The organism is Pseudomonas sp. MPR-R2A5 (genome assembly GCF_058793055.1).
Genome location: NZ_JBXAFK010000018.1, coordinates 42,778 through 61,795, shown reverse-complemented (window position 1 = coordinate 61,795; position 19,018 = coordinate 42,778). Strand labels below are relative to the sequence as shown.

The following is a 19,018-nucleotide window of genomic DNA, read 5'->3' as shown; positions in this document are numbered from 1 at the left end:
TCAACGTTCAGGGGAAATGTCTGGCGCCTGAGCGGCTTCAGCCGCCAGCTTTTCCCGCTCTGCTTTGCTGATGTATCTGTCTTTGCTTTTCGGCGCCAATTTGGCACTGGCCTTTTTCGCCTTGGCCTTGAATAGCTGCTGCAGTTTTTTCTGGCGGTTCATGTCGTCTTACCCGGTTGGTACAGGCTCGGGATGATACCAGCTTAAAAACCGCGGCCGTTCCCTGGGTCGCTTTTTCACGCCGATCTGTGCATTGAATCGCCTTTCCTTTCGCCAATAATCGGGCCCTGCAATCCCCCGAGTATTGAACGGCATAGGGAAGAAAAGATGAGCCTCCACACCCGTACCAAACGATTGACCGTGCCCCAACTGGTCGCCATGAAAGGCCGGCAGAAAATCGTCTCCCTCACGGCGTACACCAGTTCCATCGCCAAGCTGATCGACCCGCTCGTGGATTTCATCCTGGTCGGTGACTCCACGGCCATGGTCGGCTATGGCCGGGCTTCGACCTTGAGCATGCAGCTCGAAGAAATCATCGGCCACACCCGCGCCGTGGTCGACAGCACGCGGTTGGCGTGTGTCATCGCCGATATGCCATTTGGCAGTTATCAGGAATCCAACGAACAGGCCTTTCGCAATTGCGCCCAGGTACTGGCGCGTACCGGCTGCGATGCTGTGAAGCTGGAGGCCAACCAAGCGCTGGCAGGCACGGTTGAGTTCTTGGTGGCACGCGGTATTCCGGTGATGGCCCACGTGGGGCTGATGCCACAGTTCGTCAACGTGATGGGTGGGTTCAAGGCCCAGGGCCTCACGGCCCAGACCGCAGCAGTGGTCAGCAACGATGCCCGTGCCAGCCTGCAGGCGGGCGCCTTCAGCCTGTTGCTGGAAGGGGTGGCCGAAGGCGTGGCACGCCAGATCACCTTGGACTCGGCCATGCCCACCATTGGCATCGGCGCTTCGCCCGCCTGCGACGGCCAGGTACTGGTCACCGAAGACGTGCTGGGACTGGGCGGCGAGCACCTGCCGCGTTTTGTCAAACAGTATGCGGATGTCAGCGCGGTGATTCGTGATGCGTGCGAGCGGTTTGCCGAAGACGTGCGCCACGGTCGCTTCCCAGAAGCTCGGCACTGTTACGGGCTTTGACGAATTGCCTGGGCCAGCTGCCTCACAGCCTGGGCGATATCCTTGCTCCAGTCGAGGGTGTAGCTCAGGCGCAGAGACTGCTTCCAGGTACCTTGCTGGCTGAATAGTTCTCCAGGAGCGATGACGATGCGCTGGGCCAGCAGGTGCTCGAATACCCAGCGCATGTCGACCGTGCGACGGGTCTGCAACCAGAAACTCGCACCCCCACTCGGCTCGACCACTTGCCATTCGCCGAGCGCTTCCAGCAGGGCTTTCATGCGCGTCATGCGCTCCAGCAACGCCGCCCGCAGCATCACCAAGTGCTGGTCGAGACGCTTGGAGGTAAGCAGTTTGGCGATCGCCTTCTGGCGGATCGGCGAGAGGCGAAACCCGCGCTCCATAAACAGCCGCTGCAAGTGCGGCGCCTGCCCGCGACACAGTACATAACCGTAGGGCGCTTCCGAGCCGATCACCTTGTCGAAGGTTGAAAACACCACCAGTCTTTGCGGGTCGGCATAGTCGCGATAGCGCGCGGGCCGAGGTTCGAAATACAGCTCGCCGTAGGTGTCATTCTCGAACAACCAGATATCCCGCTCTGCCAGCCAGCGGCAGACCTGCTGCTTGTCTTGCGCCGGTACCACGCCACCCTGGGGTATGTTGACCGTCGATGACAGCACTGCCAGGCGAATCGGCTCCTGTTTGAGCAATTCATGGAAGGCCGGCATGTTGAAGCGCCCGTCTGCTCCGAGGGGCACTTCGATCACGCGGATATTCGCCGCCTGCAACTGGCGCAGGATCGCCCACGAACACGGCGACTCCACCAGCGCCACCGTACCTCGCAGTTCGAGGGCGCTGAGTGACACGTCCAGCACAGTGTGCAGGTCTGAACCGATATACACCTGTTCGGCCTGCCAGTAAGGGGCTGTGGAGCAGGTGTAACGCTCGGCCAACGCCGTGCGCAACTCGGGCTCGCCGAATGGCAGGTACAGCGGCGTGAGTGAGCGCGGGTACTGGCGGGCTATTTCGCGCTCTATCATCAGTAAAGGGTTTTCCAGCGACAGCAGCATCGCCGGGGCGTCGCTGCTCAGGGCCAACATGCCGGGCTGGCGCGCGTTGGCGAACACCTGGTCGAGCAGGTTGGGCGAGTGTTCAGTCGATAAAGGCGCCGGTATCCACCGGGTGAAGTAACCGGACTTGGGTTTGGCGTAGATCCGTTCTTGATCCTCAAGCAGCGAGTAAGCGTACTTGGTTGTCGACACCGACACGCCCAGGCGTTGGGCCAAATGGCGCAGGGACGGCAGTTTGCGTTCGCCTTGGGAAGGGCTGGCTTCGATCCATTCGACGAGGTAGCGGTACACCGACTGATAGGCAAAAGAGGCGTCTTTAGGTTTATCCATGATCCTTTGAGCCGCTCGACCTGCGATTACGGGAAGACTTCGGATGTGGGGCCGGTCCAGTATCACGCAAGGCGATGGAATACGGAAACTTAACGCAGATGCCCACGATCAAGCCCTATACCCTCGCCATACCGGCCACGTGACTGGCTGCCGTCAAGGCCAACGTCGCCGCGCTCCCATGCCGAAAAAACCTGCACTATCGTGCATGGGTGCGACATGCCGGCTGACAGGCACGTGGCGGCGTGGGAGCAATCGGCGTCGCGGTTGGCGCGATGGCGGGCATTTATTGCGAAGGTCTCGGGTTGCAGGGCAGGCCTAGCCAGGCTGGGCCGCCAAGCTATTGCTGACATTACGCCCCAGCACCAGCACCGTCACAAAACCGCAGCCCACCAGGGCCGTGGCCAGGCTCAACAGCACCGAGCTGCCCAGTTGGTCGACGATCCGCCCGCCAAAGAACGAGCCCAAGGCAATGATCACTTGGAACAAGGCGACGAACAGCGGCATGCCGCGTTCGACATCCTTGGGCGCCACCACAAACATCCAGATACTGGCACAGGCCGGGAAGGCGCCGAAGGCGAAGCCCCACAGCCCGATCAGCATCGCTGCGCCGGTCATCCCGGTGGCGAAGTGAGGGAACAGGGCGGTGCTGGTGCCGATCATCAGCGCGACCAGCAACAGGGTGTGACGCACGCTGCGGTTGGCGGCGAAACCGGCAAAGATATTACCGAACACCCCGGCCACGCCGAAGAGCAGCAACAGCGAGCCGATCGTCGGCCCGTCGAAGCCGGAGCTGTATTTGAAGAACGGCGCGACATAGGTGTAGGCCGCAAAGTGCGCCAAGCCGATCAACAGCACCGCGATCAACCCGACCCGAGCCTGTGGGTTGATAAACAACGCCGGCAGGTCGCTGATGCGAATGGCCTTCTCCGGGGTGAGCCGAGGCAGCAGGAACACCTGCGCCAGCAGCACCGGCACGCCCAGCAGCGCGGTGACCAGGAACGTCATGCGCCAGCCCATCAGGCCGCTGAGCCAGGTGCCGACGGGCACGCCGAGCACGGTGGCCAGGGTCACGCCCATCATGATGATCGAGGTGGCCTTCGCGACATCCACACCCTTGGGCGCCAGGCGCCCACTGAGGGCAATGGCCGTGGCCCAGAACCCGCCGATGCTGATGCCCAGCAAGACACGGCCGAACAGCAGCAGGTTGAAGTCACTGGCAAAGGCCACGACCGAGTTGGCGATGATCATGATCAACGTCAGGCCGATCAGCAGGTAGCGACGGTCCATCGCGCCAATGCTCACCGACAGAAACGGCGCGGCGAGGGCGGCCATGATGCCCGGCAGGGTCACCATCAGCCCGGCGTGGCCGGCAGTGATACCGAGGTCGGCGGCGACGTCGTTGAGTACGCCCACCGGCAGGAACTCACTGGTCACCAGGGCGAAGGCGCCCACCGCGACCGAGAGAATCGCCAGCCACTGCTGTTTGACGCTTTGTTGATTATGTTCGGGACGGCCGCTGGGGGCCTGGAGGGCGCTTGGCATGATGCTGGGTTCCAAGGGGGATGTCGCCTGAGGCCAGGCGAAGGGGAAGAATTGGGAGGCGATTATAGGAATCGGGTTTGGCCACCCCATAGGCGAGCGGTTCGATAGTAATCATCAGTGTTATCGATGCGAGGCTGTTGAGCGGGATTGCCCAGGTCCGCCCATGTAGCCTGACTGATTGGCTGGCCGCCGTCTGTCCAGGGGGGATTTGTTTAACGCTGAAACGTCTGCGCCAGAAAGTCGCTGATCAGCGCTGTCACCTGTTTTTGAATCTGCGCCCGTGGTCGTGCGCCCTCACCATCTCGACAAATCATGCCGTCGCCTGGCGAACGCTCTTCGATCAATGCGACCGCCCCCGGCTTGCAGATCGACATAAAGCTGAAATGGTTGGCGTCGCTGATCGCCACGTAGCGCGTCGAGGCGGTTGGCAGGCGCTTGGCCAGGTCGGCAGACTCCAGTTCGGCAGGCATATCCTCCGACGGTACCCCGCCTGCAATCACCAAAACCGGCACCCGTAGCGCCGCCAGGCTCGCGTCGGTCATGCCGCGTGACAGGCCCAGGTCCAATGACACTATGGCGGTGACGCGTTTATCGCTCAAGTCAGCGGCCAGTCGCGCCTTCCCGTCAGGTGTCCCGGCGGGGTTCATCTCCTGGTAGCCGATGCAACCGCCCAGCTTGGGGTGGGCGCCGCAGTCGCGGCTGAACAGGTCGGGGTCGAAACGCGCGCCGGCGATCTCCAGTACGGTCCAGCCGCCGAGGGAGTGGCCTGCCGCGGCAATCTGGTTTTTCGCCACCGCGCCAAATTGCTTCGGTTGCGCCAGGACTGCGTCGATGGCACGGCTCAGGTCGGCCGGGCGCTGCCATAACGCTGCGGCGGCCTGGGGGCTGCGGTCTTTGCTGGTAGTGCCGGGATGGTTGACCGCCGCCACGATATAACCCTGGTGCGCCAAAGCACTGGCCAGCCACACCTGTTTACCCCAATTACCGCCGTAACCATGGGAGAGCACAACCAGGGGATGTTCGCCGCTGGCCGGTGGTGCGTCGGGTACGGCGAGGGCGCCGATGAAGACGACGGAGTCGGCGATCAGCGTTGGCGTGGCGGTGGTGTTGGCGGGGTACCAGACCGCCAGTTCCAATGGGCGAGCGTGGTGGGCGTCGGGCAGGGTGGTGCTCTTGAAGCCGATGAGGGGGGCGTCAGCGAATGCGGGTGTGGCCAGGCAGGTCAGGAGCAGGGCGGCGAAGGTGGTTTTCACTGTTTTTATCGTCCTTGAAGTGAGGCGCGCATCATGACTTTAACCACTTGGTTTGAATAGTGTGCACGCGGGATTAGGACGTGGCTGACGTCATCCTACTGTTAAGTATGACGGAGCGGTCCTTAGTGTTTTTAGGAAGCGGCTGGCTTACCCGGGATAATAAATCGTGCATGTTAGGGGCGTCGTTCCTACTGCTGGCTTGTTAGCAAGCCGAGAGAGTAATTCCTGACGCTATGGTGATCACTATGAAACGCTCAACGGTGTTTTTGTTGTTGGCGTCTTGCATGAATGCAAGACGAGCCCTGCTTGCTGTGTTGGCTGTTTGCGTACTGGTTTTAGATAACGCAGCCTACGCGATAGATCGATCTATTACTAAAACCCAAACGCCGGACCCCGTTCTTGTGATATCGAATAATGCGGGTGTCGGATTAGCATTTTTTAACTTGGCTACCTCAGATTTCCCCAGTGGTACGCTACCCTATCCTAAACAATTATTAGGGGTCGACTGGAAGACGACCTACTATCCTCAGAGTATTAGCGAGTCGGTCGAGTTGTGCTACTACCGCCCCTACAGTTCTGAAAAGAACTGTGTTGCTATTAACCCGAACTCTTCCGGAACACTATCAGACTTTAATGGTGAGGCGTTCAACCATGGTTCGCGTGTCACCATCGGTCATACGGTACTAGGAGGAGTCCCTCCCTATGCTCGTCCTGCCGGCGTTGATTCAGTGACCTTTCGATATAGAGACTAGTCAGGTGCCCGCTCAGGGGGCACTTTTACTGCGGCCTTCTGTGCTGACAATTGAACATTTTGAATGTAGGCAAGTTACAGCCGCCTCTACGGGGTGAGATTTTATGATTAACCTGACTTCTTATGCTTCGATAGCTCATGGTCGCCTGACAGGCAGTCCGGTGAATGTTGTTAGCCCGCCAACGCAACACAAGACTGATGCATCCTTGGCTACAAGCAGTCGCGTTACCAACAGCACCGTATCGACGCTCGCCCATCAATTAAGCGAAGCCGCCACGCGCGCTGAAGCCCGTCGCGGTCAAAACACCCCCCACCCACTCGACTCGATTACGGGCGACACCTACCTCGCCAACAAAACGCAGCACGACGCAGAGCTTCCAAAGACCGCCACCCCAGAATTGCTGGCTCGCGCCCGTCAAGCAACCGCCTTCGTCAATGGGGTCGACAGCAACCCCTTCAAAGGCCTTGCGCGCGATCAATTGAGCTTGATCGCCCACGACGAGGGCGGCGCCTTTACCACCCATGAGCGACGTGCCGCGTTGCAGGAGATGCAAACTGTCGCTCCCCCAGTGGCGAGTAGCCCCAGGTCGGCAGGCATCAATGGCCGTGACCTGATGATCTCCCGCTTGTTCGGCCACCGTGAGCCGTCGGTTGCCCAACCTCCGGCGACCTTTGAGAACACCACTCAAAGCGCTTTTGAATTCCTCAATCGCGATGATCGTGCCTTGATCTCGGATATGTATGCTTATGCGCAGGCGGAAGGTGCGGATCTGGGCTATGTGGATCGCCTGGCTTGGTCACTTGGCCACTACCGTCATTTGAGCGATGGGCGCCAGCTCTTGAGCGGCAACAATGGCTACGATTCGGACGGGTATCGAGTGACTTACAACTTCAAGGAAGAAGATGCTGCAATTGCCTCACGTATCCTGAAAGGTTCGGCGATCAACAGCACCCGCCTCGACCCAGGCTATTTGCGGCATATCCTGAATCCGGATTACGGAGCACTCTCAAATACAGGTGGTATGCCGTTCCTTGAACAGATGGTCATCAAATTCTCTGGCGAAGGGGCTTCACTGCCCTCGCTGGGCAATGAGTTCGCCACTTTAAAAACCGTCAAGATCAACGACAATATTGTGATCACCACGAATAAGAACATAAAACTACCGCCCTCCAAGGTACTCGCCGCTAGCGTCAACGGTACCTGGAGCCTCACCGAAGAAGGCAAAGCCGCCGGCTACACGTTAGACAAGGCCACCGGCAAGTTGCAACGGGCGACTGCCGCTGCAGACAATCCAGCGCCACACGGCTCCACCTCGCCTGTCCCCGTCGACAAAGCCCCCCATCGCACCCTCCTGGAGGCCCTCGCCACCAGCCGCAATCGGGCGCCTATGGGGGTGACCGGACCCGGTTATCTGTTCACGGTGATGAGAGCTATCAACCCCTGATGCGGCGGTCGTCGCCCTATACCCTAGGCATGGGTCAACCCCGTCAACGTATCCGCAATGGTCTTGGTCCGTTGCGCCGTACCCTCCGTCGCACGGCTCGACGCCTCCAGCACATCCAGCATCTCCCGCAACGCGCCCACCCCGGTGGACTGGTCTTCAATCTGCTGGGCCACGCGCTGGATCTCACTCGACAACAGGTCAATATCCACACCGATTTCCGCTGCATTCTTACGCGTGATTTCCGCCAGCTTGCGCACCTCGTCCGCCACCACCGCAAAGCCTCGGCCCAGGTCGCCCGCGCGCGCCGCTTCTATCGCGGCGTTGAGCGCCAGCAGGTTGGTCTGCCCGGCGATCTGCTGGATCACCTGCACAATCGACTGGATACGCAAACTCGACCCCGCCAGCGTGCGCGCGCCCTGCACCGCGACATCCGCCTGGCTGGACAGGCCCTCCACCGTGGCCCCGGCCTGGGCAGACACCGTGTTCTGCTGGCCAATCGTGCCCACCAGTTCATCCATCGAGGCGTGTAACTCACCGGAGTAGTGCTTGAGCTGCGAAGCGATGTCCTCCTGCTGGCGCTCGGCCTGGGCCAACACCAGGCCCAAGTCGGCCAGGCCTTCGAAGACTGGCAGGATATTGCGGTCCAGGCCTCGGGTATTCAGGGTGTCGGTGAAATCATTGTTCTTGAACGCCGCAATCTGCTTGACCACCACATGGTTCAACCCCGCCAGCTTCTTCACCTGACGCCGCAGGAAAAATGCCTTGAACTCGCCGTAATGGGCGATGAAATTGTCCACGTACTCATCACTGAAACTCGCACCCTTGGCCACCCGAAAGAAGAAAATCGCCGTCAGCGTCTGATTCAGGTTCAAGCCCAGAATCTCCCCGAAGGTCGAAAACCCCGCCAACGGCACATCCCCAAAAATGCCGGCCATGCTGCCCAGCTCGGCGCCGTTATTCAGTCGGCGCAAAATGCAGTCATTCAAAATCCCCGCCACCGGCTGGCCGCCCTTGCCGCGCAAAAACTGCTCGTAGTCCAGGCGTGTGGCCTCACGCAATGGCGTACGCCGCACCATCACCAGCTCTTCGCCCGGCGCTACGTCGCAAAACAGCTGCACGATCTGCTGTTCATAGTCGATGCGTGCGATGGAGCGCACAAACAACTCACTGCCCACCCGAATCGCGAACGAGTAATCCGCCAGCTTCGACTCCAGTGCCTGGGGGGCGCAATTGAACGCGTCACACAGCGCCTGCACCATGCTCTTGATATTGCCGCTGCTGTCGATCACCTGGTCAATCGTGCGGTCTTCCACCGAGGCGGTCAGCACACTGAAGGTCAAATCCGCGGCCTTGAAGTTTTGGCTTTTAAACACGCCAAAGCGCACATGGGCCGCGGTCTTGAGGAACACAATCTGTGCATGGTTCTGATAACTGCGCTGGCCATCGTGGATCAGCGTTTTCTGGAAATCCGACTTACCCCCGGCCGACCCGCCTACGAACAAGCATGGAAAACGCCCGGACTCATACAGCGCCTCCATGAAAAACGATTCCGACGCCGACAACCCATCGAACACCACTGTGAGTTAGTGACAGCTTTGGCACCGAGGGGAATCTGGTGGGAAGAGGCGGGATTAATCAGGACAACACGTGACAAGCCAGACAAACCGGGGTGTTGCGGCCAGCTTCAGCTAGTGGCAAGCGACAAACTGATGCCAAATAGCTGCAAAACCAAAACAGGCCTACTTTGAGCGAAAAGCCCGCATTTAGCGGGCTTTTTGGCATCAGCTACGCAAAGACTAAATCCAGCCGCCAGCCCAGACTACACGTCCGATGATGCTTAGCTCGTCTAACCGATCCTTGGGGACCACCATACTTTTGTATTCCTTATTCTGACTGATGATTTGTATTGAACCGTCGAACTGTCGCTGCAGACGTTTGGCGTAAAGGTGCCCGTCCAGATGCACCACATAGACACCTTCGCCTTCCAGAGATTGGCGACTATGGTCAATCATTACAGTATCCCCATCAGTCAGAAGTGGCTCCATCGAGTCCCCGACAACCCGAATTGCTGAGAGCCTTGATGGAGCTAATCCATGCTTTCGGAGCGAATAGGCAGTAAAGGCAAGCATAGTTAGAACCGTTGCACCCTCGGTCCATGAGCCATGTCCAGCGCTACAACGAGCATCGTATAGAGGTACGTAAGCATATACGCCGTTCGCTGTGTCGACCGCCGAGCTTGCTTGAGGGTGCATCGGCTCCTCACCAGCGGCCAACCATCCAATACTCACATTAGCTGCGCGAGCCATCGCAACAAGGTTGTCAGTACCAGGGAGAGAGCCAGCAAGGTACTTCCTAATCAAGCTGTCGCTGATACCACAGTCTTTTGAGAACCCCAAAACCGACCGACCAGCGATGGCCTGCTTCAGGCGCTCGCTGAATTTTCCGTTTTCAAGTCCTGAAATCGAACTTGAAAGTAATTCGGGTTTATTTTTTTCAGCTTTCAAGTTTCACCAAGTCTTTGAATTCACTATACATTCCTCACGAATCGCACTACAGAGAGAGTATCGGAAGCTGAAAAAAGCTCTTTAGTGTTGATTTTCAAGCTCCAGGGTTCTATGTTTATGTCGTAAGAGACGTTAGACAACCCAAAAAAACCACCCCGTCAGGTGGTTGAAAGTGGACGCCGACATGAACAAACCCGAAATACCATCTGATCCAGGGCTTCGTTGGGAATGGATCAAATACCAGCTTCGCACCCGTGGCACGTCGCTGGCCAAGTTGGCGCGTGCCCTCAAAGTTTCTGACACGGCAGTCAAAAACGTCAAGCGCACCGCCTATCCACGTATGGAGAGAGCTATTGCTGCAGCTTTAGGCTTGAAGCCTGCCGCAATTTGGCCGGAGCGCTGGGCTAACAGTGACTCACCGCATCGTTCTCGCCCAAATCGTGCAGAGAAAAACGCCTCAAGCACAAAAGATCATAACTCAGTCTATGACCTTCGGCATCGTAAAAGCGGTACGAGGGGATAGACATGCGCAAAGTCAAAGATGACCGAACGTTAGACATTTTCGCCGTTCCTCAGCCCGTACTGTCGATACCTGGCCACGGCAATTATGCCGTCGCCGTCAGTGAGCTGGTCAGCGAGATCCTCAAGCATTCTGAGTTAGATCGTTACGAGATCGCCGCTCGCATGTCTCGATTATCTGGCGATGAGGTGAGCAAAAACATGCTTGACGCTTGGTCTAGCCCTGCCCGCATTGATCACAACCTTCCCTTATATCGAGCACCGTTACTCGAAGAGGTATGCGCCAGCCACACACTAACCAATTGGCTGGTACACCTGCGTGGGGGGCGTGTCGCCTATGGGCGCGAAGCGTTGGATACCGAGTTAGGTCGTTGGGAACGCGTAGCCGCCGACGCTACCCGCAAGGCCAGAGAGCTGAAGCGCATGCTCGGAGAGCCAAAATGAACGTTGGTCTCCCTACCTCAAGATATAAAGCACAAAAACGGCAAACGCTTCAAACAATGGAGCGTGCCAATCGTATTGCCCGGGTGCCTGACATTCAGCATTGCTCAGGTATTGCTTCTTGTGCTCGACGAGCGTCGAGCGCAGAGGGTAACAACCATGCGTAATTGGTATTCAGCTCAGGAACTTATAGGCCTGCCGGGGCTGCCTGGAACGGTTCAGGGCATCAACCACCGCGCAAGGCGTGAACGCTGGGAGTGTCAACTACGTCTCGGCCAAGGTGGAGGCCGCGAATATGCCTTTTCAATGCTTCCGAAGCTGACGCAGTCGGCCCTAATAGCCTCAGCTGTCATCAACGAAAGCCCGGAACACATCACTCAGCAACATGTAATTAATACAGGACCCGGCTTAGAAAGGCCTTCACGCTTGAACGATTCACAGTCTTCTGTGATGAGTGCCCGTCTTTCATTCGTGCGTGAAATCGAACGCATGAGCAAGGTCGTAAGCCAAAACCGCGCCATATTAACCTTGGTCGAACTGGCGAAAAGCGGCGAACTCAGCCCCTACCTGAATGACCGAGTCATCCGCGCCAACGACCGCAAGACAGAAGACCGCACGCTGTCGGAGCGCACGCTCAAACGCTGGTTGGCCGACTACCGCGCCCATGGAGAAATAGGCCTGGCCCCCGCCCGCCGTCAAAAAGACATGAGCGTTCCAACCTGGGCGGAGGAATTCCTCAAGCACTACCAGCGTCCGCAAAAGCCGAGTGTCGAGGCGGCATACGAACAGTTCAAACAGGTACACCAGGGCATCCAGTCCAGCGTTTGCCCCAGTATTCATGCCGTGCGCCGCTGGCTGAAAAAGCTCAGTCCGTCAGTCCGTGAACGTGGCCGTATGGGGCCGCACGAACTGAACGCTCTAAAAGCGTACAACCGTCGCCAAGCCGACATGCTCTGGCCTAATGACGTATGGGTGGCTGACGGTCACACCTTTGACGCGGAAGTCATGAACCCACTGACAGGGCAAATCTTCCGCCCCGAAATCACCATGGTCATTGACTGGGGGACTCGACGCATCGTCGGCTTCTCCGTCAACTTGGCCGAGTCGACTTTGGCCACATTGGATACCTTGCGCGACGGTGTAAGTCGGTGCGGCATGTACAAAGTGTTCTACGTCGACAACGGCAGCGGCTTTGACAACGCCGTTGTCTACGAAGTAAACGACCGCCTTGGCGGCACCATTACACACTCATTGCCCTACAACTCTCAGGCGCGTGGCGTGATCGAGCGGCCTCACAAAACCATCCTGGTCAGGCTCGCAAAAACCTTCGACAGCTACATCGGCGCCGACATGGATAAAGAGGCCGCCACCAAAACCCACAAACTCTCCCGCAAACAGCTTGCACTGGGCATGGCGCCAACGGTCGTGCCGGAATTTTCGGTGTTCTTTGCTGCATTGCAACAAGCGCTCGACGACTACAACCGTCGCCCACATCGTGGGTTGCCGAGGTTTCGTGACCTCCAGACCATGCGTAAGCGCCATCAAAGCCCCATGGAAGCCTGGAAAGCAGCAGAGGCTGAAGGCTGGGAGCCGTTGTTAGCGAGTGCCGACATCGTTGAAAGCCTGACCCGGCCTCAAGTTGAACGCACGGTTCACCGTTGCCAGGTGCAATGGAACAGCGGTACCTACTTTCTCAAAGACCTGGACGGTTTCCATGGGGAACAGGTCCGCGTCGCCTATGACTTCCGTGACGCTAGCCGTGTTTGGGTCCACTCCCTTGAGGGCGATCTGATCGGCGAAGCGCTGCTCGATGGCAACGCTAGCCCGGCCATGCCGAAAACTATGCTGGAAAAAGCCAGCGACAAACGCGAGCGCGGCCAACTGAGCCGTCTGGTTAAAAAAGCCAAAACCATTACCGGGCAAGACGTCGAAATGCGCGTTATCCCCGGCCATTCAAACCAGTACGACCTGTCACCTGAGCAACTCGCCGAGGCCCAGCGATTTGCCCAACTGTCGGCACCGCAGGCGCCGACCTTCGAACTACCAGGCGACCCCATCGCCCGCTACCGATTCTGGCAGCAACTCGACGCTCGCCTCACCAGCGGCGAATCACTGACGCCCGAAGAAAGCCAGTGGCATTCACGTTACCCGCAACACTCGGACTTCACGTCGATTCAGCAGATGTTTGCTTTCGCCGACCAAGCCCGCGCTTAACCCGAAACCTCCAGGAGTCGAATTATGAGTGTTAATAAGATCGTACCTTTGACCAACGTCGGACTCTTATCCGCTGCTATTTCCCGCACCCATAATCGCCCCCAAGGGTTACCTGGGCTTGTGGTCATGTACGGCGCAAGCGGCCTGGGCAAAAGCGTTGGTGCCGCTTTCGCTGCAAACCAGCATCGTGCGTATTACGTAGAATGCCGCGACACCTGGAGTAAGAAGGCTTTTCTTCAAGCTATCTTGCGCGAAATGGGCATCGTACCGGGTACCACTTTATCGGTGATGGTTGACCAGGTCTCTGAGCAATTATCCCGGAGCGGTCGCCCGCTGTTGATTGACGACGTGCAATACCTGCTCGAGAAGGCAGTTGCCAACGTTCTGACCGACATCTACAACGCCAGCGAAGGCACCATCGTTCTGATCGGTGAAGAGCGCGTGCCCGCCAGCCTGGCCAAGTTGGAGCGCCTGCACAACCGAGTGTTGGAATGGGTACCCGCGCAGCGCGCCACCCTCGACGATCTACGTGCTTTGGCCCAGGCCAGCTATCCGAAGCTGCGTTTTTCCGACGATTTGCTAGAGGATCTGCGAGTTAAGGTCAGCGGATGCCTGCGCCGTGTTGCTGTCAACCTCTACAAGGTCTACAGCGAAACTCAAGCGCAGGCCATCGACAGCATTGATCTTGCCGGATGGGGCACACGCGGCTGGTTTACCGGCGAAGCGCCGTCGCGGAGGGCCTGAGGGATGCCAAGGATCAGAGCCGATTTGGTGATGGTGGGCGGTAAGTCCCCTCGCCAATACATTTGGGAAGCTATCCGCGCTGTCAACGCCGGACCTAAAGCACTGACTATCTACACTGTTGCGCGCAAATCTAACCAAGACGATCAGGCCGTACGTGCCTATTTCCGAGATATGGAAAAGGCCGGGATTGTCAGCAAAATCCGCAACATCGACCGCCGCGATTCCGAATGGACGCTACTCAAAGACGAAGGCGTCGAAGCTCCACGGGTCAACCATCACGGCAAGCGTTCGACCCACGCAGGTGGTGTAGAAAACATCTGGCGAGCGTTGCGCATCCTTGGCGAGTTCACCGCAGCGGAGGCCGCAGTCGCTGCCAGCGTTAACGGCGTATCCATAAGCGAATTTGGCGCTCAGGTTTATTTGTCGGGCCTGGCAAAGGCTGGCTACGTGACTCGAACAGGCGGAACACCAGGCGTTAAAACGCGCTTTTGTCTGGTGCGGTCGCGGTATACCGGCCCCAAACATCCCATCTACCAGCGTGACTTCGACCAGGTCTACGACCCGAACCTAGATCAGGTGGTGTGGCGTAAGGCTGACCAGGTGGTGACCGAATGAACCAAGTCAATCTCACCGCCTGGGGCCAGGACGCGCCGTTGTTCGTGCGCCTACTTGCCGCCGAAGTTGCCGCCACCAACAAGACCAAGGCCAGTCAGCGCATCGGCATGAGCCGTACAGCTGTCAGCCTGGTTCTATCCAACCGCTATTCATCACCCAGTACTGCTGGCGTTGAGCGGCGGGTAATGGAAACCCTGGGCCGCATTGAATGTGTCGCCCTCGATGACAGCGTCACCAGCGATCAGTGCCAAATCTATCGCGAAAAACCGGCACCGACACACAACCCACAGGCCATGCAGCGCTGGCGTGCCTGCCAGCATTGCCCGATCAACCCCGATTGCTGCAACCAGGAGAATGCCCATGCTCGCCTCCACTAGTTGTACTCCATTGAAAGTCTTGACCCCGCGCCTGGCCGACCGCCTGCGGGTGTTCAATCAGTGCGCACGGACGTTGCAACAGATGGGCGTTCGCCTGCTACGCATTGAGCCTATGGAGAACAGCCTGACTATCGAACCTGCTGCCGGATTCAAGATTGTCGGCACTCAACCAGTCACCGGCTACCAACGGCACCCCAGCGCCGGTAGCACCCGTTACGTCGTGCAGTTCCAGGGCGTGACCCTGGAATGGCGCGAGCCCATCAGCGCCACCCGCCCAGAAGACTGGGCCCACAGCACCGTCCATTGAGGAACTGACAATGACCCAACAACAAACCATTCCCGAAGGCTACCGGGTTGACGCGCAAAAACGCCTGATCCCCGAAGCGATGATCAAGCCTATCGACTTGGAACGGGACGCCCTGGTACTCGCCTTGGTTGAGCAAGCCCGGAGCGCCAACTCGGTACTGGCAAAGTTTAAGGCTGCGGCGTTTGGCGATATTGAGGCGTTCGTGGAACTCAGTGCCGAGCAGTACGGGGCCCAGATCGGCGGCAAGAAGGGCAATGTCAGCCTGATCAGCTTTGACGGTCGTTACAAGATCATGCGTGCAGTCCAGGAAAGCATCGCCTTCGACGAGCGCTTACAGGCTGCAAGAGCGTTGATCGACGAATGCCTACGCGACTGGACCGCCGGGGCACGTCCCGAGGTAGTCACGCTGGTAAATGACGCCTTTCGTACTGACCAGAAAGGTGACATCCGCACAGCTCGCGTGTTGGCGCTACGTCGCCTCGAAATCACCGACGAACGCTGGCAGCGGGCGATGCAGGCTATTGGCGACGCGTGCCAGGTCATTGGTTCCAAGTCCTACATCCGCGTGTACCAGCGTGTCGGTGATACCGACCAATACGAAGCGATCAGCCTTGATATTGCGGGAGTTTAAAATGAAAAAGACCGTCACCGCTTATTGCTTCATTTCCGGCCACATCGATTTTGGGGGCTATGTCCCAGAAGGGGCATTTGGCTTGGCCGAGGGTGAGGACAAGACTGTCCGCCAGATCCTAGCGACCAATGCTGACTGGGAAAAGAAAACAATGTTTGTTCCTGGTGTACGCAACGCCCACGGGCAACGTGAGGGCATTACCGCCATCGCGCAGTTCATACAGCTCTTAGGCGAAAACAATCAATCCGGCTTTCGTGCGCTGGGGGTCTGATCATGGAGCGCTATCACGATACCCGGAGCGATCCGCTGCCGATCCACTCGGCGCAACACGAGATCGAGCGCGCCAACCTTGAACGCCTGACAGCGGAGTTCGTGGTGCGTGGCGGCAAGATTCAAGAAGTCGGCCACAAGATGAGCAGCGCCCCGGCGACCTTCACCATCAACCCGGAGCGCTCCCCGGTCTATGCCCATCTATTTGCACCGACCGCCCCTGCGGTAAGCCCGGAGGTCGTCGTACCTAAAGAGCCCGAAGCCCCGCCAGTCGATGCCGACAAGCATGCGGGACTGATTATGGCTGATGCAGCCATGGGTAACTCCCCCAGGTGGATAGCCCGTAAGCACCACATGAGCGAGAAGTACGTGCGCCAAATTGCCCGCGATTACCACATCACATTTCACAAGCAACGCTGAGGAGACACCCATGGCTGAGTACACCATCACAATCAAAGATGACGATGACTTTGGCATCGCCGTAAATCTCTCTGGCCCGTCAGGCTTAGAAGGCCCAGCGGCACGCCTTGCTCTTGGGTTAGTAACCCTTGCACCGAGGCTCATTCGCGGAGCGCCTTGTGACTGCGAAAAATGCCGTGCCGCCCGTGAGCTTTCGGATGACAAACCTACGATTCACTGATGCGAAACCACCCGGCTTGCCGGGTTGGTCTGCCGGACGTGGTGGTCCGGTACTGATGAGCAGCCGAGGAAAATATGGATCACAGCAAAGCCTTGGAAAAAATCAAGAAACTCCTGCGTCTGGCAGCGAGCGACAACCCGCACGAAGCTGCAGCAGCCATGCGGCAAGCTCGTGCCTTGATGGAAAAGTACCGCTTTGAGGAGTCAGACATACAGCTCTCCGAGGTGTACGAGTGTGCAGCCCGTAGCGGCTCGAAGATCAAACCAACGCAATGGGAAGCCAACCTGGCCAGCGCGGTCACTAAGGCTTATGCCTGCAAAGTGCTGTTCATGGCGGGCATCGGTGAATGGCGCTTTATCGGTGAACTGGCAGAGCTGGCCAGCTACACCATGACGCTGTTAATGCGCCAGGTGCGCCAGTCCCGACGCGACTTTATCAACACTCAGTTGAAGCGATGCAAGGCCGCGACCAAGACCAAGCGCGCTGATGTGTTCTGCGGAGCCTGGGTATGGGGTGTTCGCCAGCAGGTTATGGCCTTTGCCGGTAACGATGAACCATCACCAGCCGCAGTGGAGTACATGCTCAAACATCACCCCGAAACTGTGCAGTCCAGCGGACGAGACCGCAATGCCAGCAAGGGCAACGGCGTACGTTCGTTAACCGATGCGATGCACGGCATCCTCGCAGCAGGTGATGTGCGTCTGAACCATGGGGTCACCGGACAAGAACAGCTTGCACTCAACTAGCGCTCAGCGAGCGCCCTGTTAGTGAAGGGGGACACAATGAACACACGAAACACCCAGCTCAGCAAAATTCATATCGCTAAAAAAGACCTCGGCCTGGACGACGAAACCTACCGTGCGTTGCTGGACCGGATTAGTGGTGTTCAATCGGCGAAAGACTTGAAGCCTTTGCAGATCGGGGCCGTGCTGGCTGAGCTGCAGCGGCTTGGATGGAAGCCCAAACGCGCCAGCAAGGCTGGTCGTAAGGCACCCGTTACGCCAGTTGATCGCCAGAAACTGATGAGTAAGGTTGGCGCTTTTCTGGCTGAGGCCAAACGTACCTGGGCCTATGCGGACGGCATGGCATTACGCATGTTCAAGGTAGAGCGTGTCGATTGGCTGGATTCAGAGCAACTTAGAAAACTGGTTGCTGCCCTAACATACGATGCCAAACGGCACGGGAGACCGACGCAATGACTGACCAACTGTTCCCGGATGACTCCGATAAGCTCGACCCGAACAAAGTACTGGCTCACATGCAAGATCCAACAGTCCTGAACCGCTGGGAAGGGACGCTGAGAGAGATGGTAGAAATCGCCGAAGCCAAGCTAAACGGGGAGATGAAAGAAGGTGCTACGGCTGCTGAACTGGCACGGCACGTAGTGTTTGCGATCTGCGATGCCCTGGGCGGCTCCGTAATTTACCTGCCTCGGGGCGACTCGTTGAAGCGGGGAATGCGGGACGCCGCGATCTTTCATGACTGGAAAGAAAAAGGACTCCAACCGTTAGAATTAGCCAGGAAGTATCGGCTCGTGAATCAAACCATATATGACATCATCGCCAAGCAGCGAGCTTTGCATCGCAGACGCGAACCTGACCTCTTCGGATTCGACGACGAAACAGTCCACTAACGCAGGCGCAAGGACCATTTTTCGTGAAACCCTACATCCAAAGGATAATCATATGTTTAATTATTGGCTTCGCTGCTTCGGCAGACGCAACAAGTCCGCCCATTGAACACCTATTTGAACGTAACCTTGATCAGATGCTGGCTGACCTTCCTAGCTTGTATAGCCGACTTTCTGAAGTGACTCTCAATGACGGAACAAAGCAATGGAACGCCACTGTTCCTGTGGGAGGTGCAAAAGCAACTATCCAGTACGCTGGAAAGGATAAAGACAGGATCACGGGTTTATCCGTCACTCTCGTGTTTACTCCTGACGCGGGGGAGCAGGACTACGAACATGTTCAAGCTTTGCGAGAGGTGATATTTCAGGAGGCGGTTGGTGACGCTACAGCATTTAGAGAAGTAAATAACTTTTTCTCTCAGGAGATTCAACGACAACAATCAATCATTTTAGTTGGCGGGAAACCCCAGCGGGTGGTTCAGATGTTCGATTACGGTACGACAGAGCTAAGCGTAGGGCTTTCCTCTGAAGTGCCCGGCCTCTTGGCCTATTATTCAATTAGGCTGCTTTAAAATAGGCCTGCCTTTAACAGGCCGTCTTACGTATCGACGAAACG

22 protein-coding genes, 1 other RNA gene and 1 pseudogene are annotated in these 19,018 nt (G+C 57.8%); 18 read left to right on the top strand and 6 right to left on the bottom strand.

The window, feature by feature from the left end; genetic code table 11:
- On the bottom strand, positions 1 to 162 hold the full coding sequence (locus tag AC1Q6I_RS14825; RefSeq protein WP_024076576.1) for a DUF2986 domain-containing protein: 162 nt from the start codon (positions 160 to 162) through the stop codon (positions 1 to 3).
- A 165-nt stretch (positions 163 to 327) separates the two neighbouring features.
- Between AC1Q6I_RS14825 and panB the strand changes: the two genes are divergently transcribed.
- Positions 328 to 1,143: a 3-methyl-2-oxobutanoate hydroxymethyltransferase gene (gene panB, locus AC1Q6I_RS14820; RefSeq protein ID WP_024076575.1), complete on the top strand. Its 816-nt coding sequence runs from the start codon at positions 328 to 330 to the stop codon at positions 1,141 to 1,143.
- Here the strand turns inward: panB and AC1Q6I_RS14815 are convergent.
- From AC1Q6I_RS14815 to AC1Q6I_RS14805, 3 genes are all read right to left on the bottom strand, one after another.
- Positions 1,131 to 2,519 carry an aminotransferase-like domain-containing protein gene (locus tag AC1Q6I_RS14815; RefSeq protein WP_102623608.1) on the bottom strand — a complete coding sequence of 463 codons (1,389 nt, stop codon included), beginning with the start codon at positions 2,517 to 2,519 and terminating at the stop codon, positions 1,131 to 1,133. The two genes, panB and AC1Q6I_RS14815, sit on opposite strands and share 13 nt — an antisense overlap.
- A gap of 315 nt (positions 2,520 to 2,834) precedes the next feature.
- Complete coding sequence (locus AC1Q6I_RS14810) at positions 2,835 to 4,061, bottom strand: MFS transporter (protein ID WP_102623609.1); 1,227 nt, start codon at positions 4,059 to 4,061, stop codon at positions 2,835 to 2,837.
- Between the two features lie 212 nt (positions 4,062 to 4,273).
- Positions 4,274 to 5,314, bottom strand: a complete 1,041-nt coding sequence (locus AC1Q6I_RS14805) for an alpha/beta hydrolase family protein (protein ID WP_024076572.1) — start codon at positions 5,312 to 5,314, stop codon at positions 4,274 to 4,276.
- A 245-nt stretch (positions 5,315 to 5,559) separates the two neighbouring features.
- Here AC1Q6I_RS14805 and AC1Q6I_RS14800 point away from each other — a divergent pair, with 245 nt between their 5' ends.
- Entirely contained in the window at positions 5,560 to 6,066 is a 507-nt protein-coding gene (locus tag AC1Q6I_RS14800) for a hypothetical protein (protein ID WP_146015743.1), read from the top strand.
- A 103-nt stretch (positions 6,067 to 6,169) separates the two neighbouring features.
- Complete coding sequence (locus AC1Q6I_RS14795; RefSeq protein ID WP_024076570.1) at positions 6,170 to 7,510, top strand: hypothetical protein; 1,341 nt, start codon at positions 6,170 to 6,172, stop codon at positions 7,508 to 7,510.
- Positions 7,511 to 7,533: 23 nt separating this feature from the next.
- On the opposite strand, the pseudogene AC1Q6I_RS14790 reads toward AC1Q6I_RS14795, so the two are convergent.
- Positions 7,534 to 9,087, bottom strand: a pseudogene (locus AC1Q6I_RS14790) (methyl-accepting chemotaxis protein); the annotation flags it as partial.
- A 219-nt stretch (positions 9,088 to 9,306) separates the two neighbouring features.
- Positions 9,307 to 10,014 carry an XRE family transcriptional regulator gene (locus AC1Q6I_RS14785; protein ID WP_256581257.1) on the bottom strand — a complete coding sequence of 236 codons (708 nt, stop codon included), beginning with the start codon at positions 10,012 to 10,014 and terminating at the stop codon, positions 9,307 to 9,309.
- A gap of 184 nt (positions 10,015 to 10,198) precedes the next feature.
- On the opposite strand from AC1Q6I_RS14785, the gene AC1Q6I_RS14780 reads away from it, so the two are divergent.
- From AC1Q6I_RS14780 to AC1Q6I_RS14710, 15 genes are all read left to right on the top strand, one after another.
- Complete coding sequence (locus AC1Q6I_RS14780) at positions 10,199 to 10,537, top strand: helix-turn-helix domain-containing protein (protein WP_102623658.1); 339 nt, start codon at positions 10,199 to 10,201, stop codon at positions 10,535 to 10,537.
- 2 nt (positions 10,538 to 10,539) lie between these two features.
- Positions 10,540 to 10,977 (top strand): hypothetical protein, encoded by a 438-nt coding sequence (locus AC1Q6I_RS14775; protein WP_102623610.1) that lies wholly within the window; start codon positions 10,540 to 10,542, stop codon positions 10,975 to 10,977.
- 156 nt (positions 10,978 to 11,133) lie between these two features.
- Complete coding sequence (locus AC1Q6I_RS14770; RefSeq protein WP_102623611.1) at positions 11,134 to 13,188, top strand: Mu transposase C-terminal domain-containing protein; 2,055 nt, start codon at positions 11,134 to 11,136, stop codon at positions 13,186 to 13,188.
- A gap of 24 nt (positions 13,189 to 13,212) precedes the next feature.
- Positions 13,213 to 13,932, top strand: coding sequence for an AAA family ATPase (locus tag AC1Q6I_RS14765; RefSeq protein ID WP_074846143.1), 720 nt, complete (start codon positions 13,213 to 13,215; stop codon positions 13,930 to 13,932).
- Between the two features lie 3 nt (positions 13,933 to 13,935).
- A complete protein-coding gene (locus AC1Q6I_RS14760) occupies positions 13,936 to 14,547 on the top strand; it encodes a hypothetical protein (RefSeq protein WP_256581256.1) in 612 nt (203 codons plus the stop codon).
- On the top strand, positions 14,544 to 14,924 hold the full coding sequence (locus tag AC1Q6I_RS14755) for a hypothetical protein (protein ID WP_102623612.1): 381 nt from the start codon (positions 14,544 to 14,546) through the stop codon (positions 14,922 to 14,924). Before AC1Q6I_RS14760 ends, AC1Q6I_RS14755 begins: the two co-directional genes overlap by 4 nt.
- Positions 14,908 to 15,231, top strand: coding sequence for a hypothetical protein (locus AC1Q6I_RS14750; RefSeq protein ID WP_074846151.1), 324 nt, complete (start codon positions 14,908 to 14,910; stop codon positions 15,229 to 15,231). Before AC1Q6I_RS14755 ends, AC1Q6I_RS14750 begins: the two co-directional genes overlap by 17 nt.
- Before the next feature lie 10 nt (positions 15,232 to 15,241).
- On the top strand, positions 15,242 to 15,862 hold the full coding sequence (locus tag AC1Q6I_RS14745) for a DUF3164 family protein (RefSeq protein ID WP_102623613.1): 621 nt from the start codon (positions 15,242 to 15,244) through the stop codon (positions 15,860 to 15,862).
- Between the two features lies 1 nt (position 15,863).
- The gene (locus tag AC1Q6I_RS14740) at positions 15,864 to 16,133 is read left to right on the top strand and encodes a host nuclease inhibitor protein (RefSeq protein ID WP_102623614.1); all 270 of its coding nucleotides are present in this window, start codon (positions 15,864 to 15,866) and stop codon (positions 16,131 to 16,133) included.
- 2 nt (positions 16,134 to 16,135) lie between these two features.
- Positions 16,136 to 16,552 (top strand): hypothetical protein, encoded by a 417-nt coding sequence (locus tag AC1Q6I_RS14735; protein ID WP_074846160.1) that lies wholly within the window; start codon positions 16,136 to 16,138, stop codon positions 16,550 to 16,552.
- Between the two features lie 219 nt (positions 16,553 to 16,771).
- Positions 16,772 to 16,841, top strand: an RNA gene (locus AC1Q6I_RS14730) — hammerhead ribozyme type II.
- A 5-nt stretch (positions 16,842 to 16,846) separates the two neighbouring features.
- Positions 16,847 to 17,518: a DUF2786 domain-containing protein gene (locus AC1Q6I_RS14725; protein ID WP_102623615.1), complete on the top strand. Its 672-nt coding sequence runs from the start codon at positions 16,847 to 16,849 to the stop codon at positions 17,516 to 17,518.
- 36 nt (positions 17,519 to 17,554) lie between these two features.
- Entirely contained in the window at positions 17,555 to 17,971 is a 417-nt protein-coding gene (locus AC1Q6I_RS14720; protein WP_102623616.1) for a gp16 family protein, read from the top strand.
- Positions 17,968 to 18,405, top strand: coding sequence for a Mor transcription activator family protein (locus tag AC1Q6I_RS14715; RefSeq protein ID WP_102623617.1), 438 nt, complete (start codon positions 17,968 to 17,970; stop codon positions 18,403 to 18,405). Before AC1Q6I_RS14720 ends, AC1Q6I_RS14715 begins: the two co-directional genes overlap by 4 nt.
- A 23-nt stretch (positions 18,406 to 18,428) precedes the next feature.
- On the top strand, positions 18,429 to 18,974 hold the full coding sequence (locus AC1Q6I_RS14710; protein ID WP_102623618.1) for a hypothetical protein: 546 nt from the start codon (positions 18,429 to 18,431) through the stop codon (positions 18,972 to 18,974).
- Positions 18,975 to 19,018 lie beyond the last annotated feature (44 nt).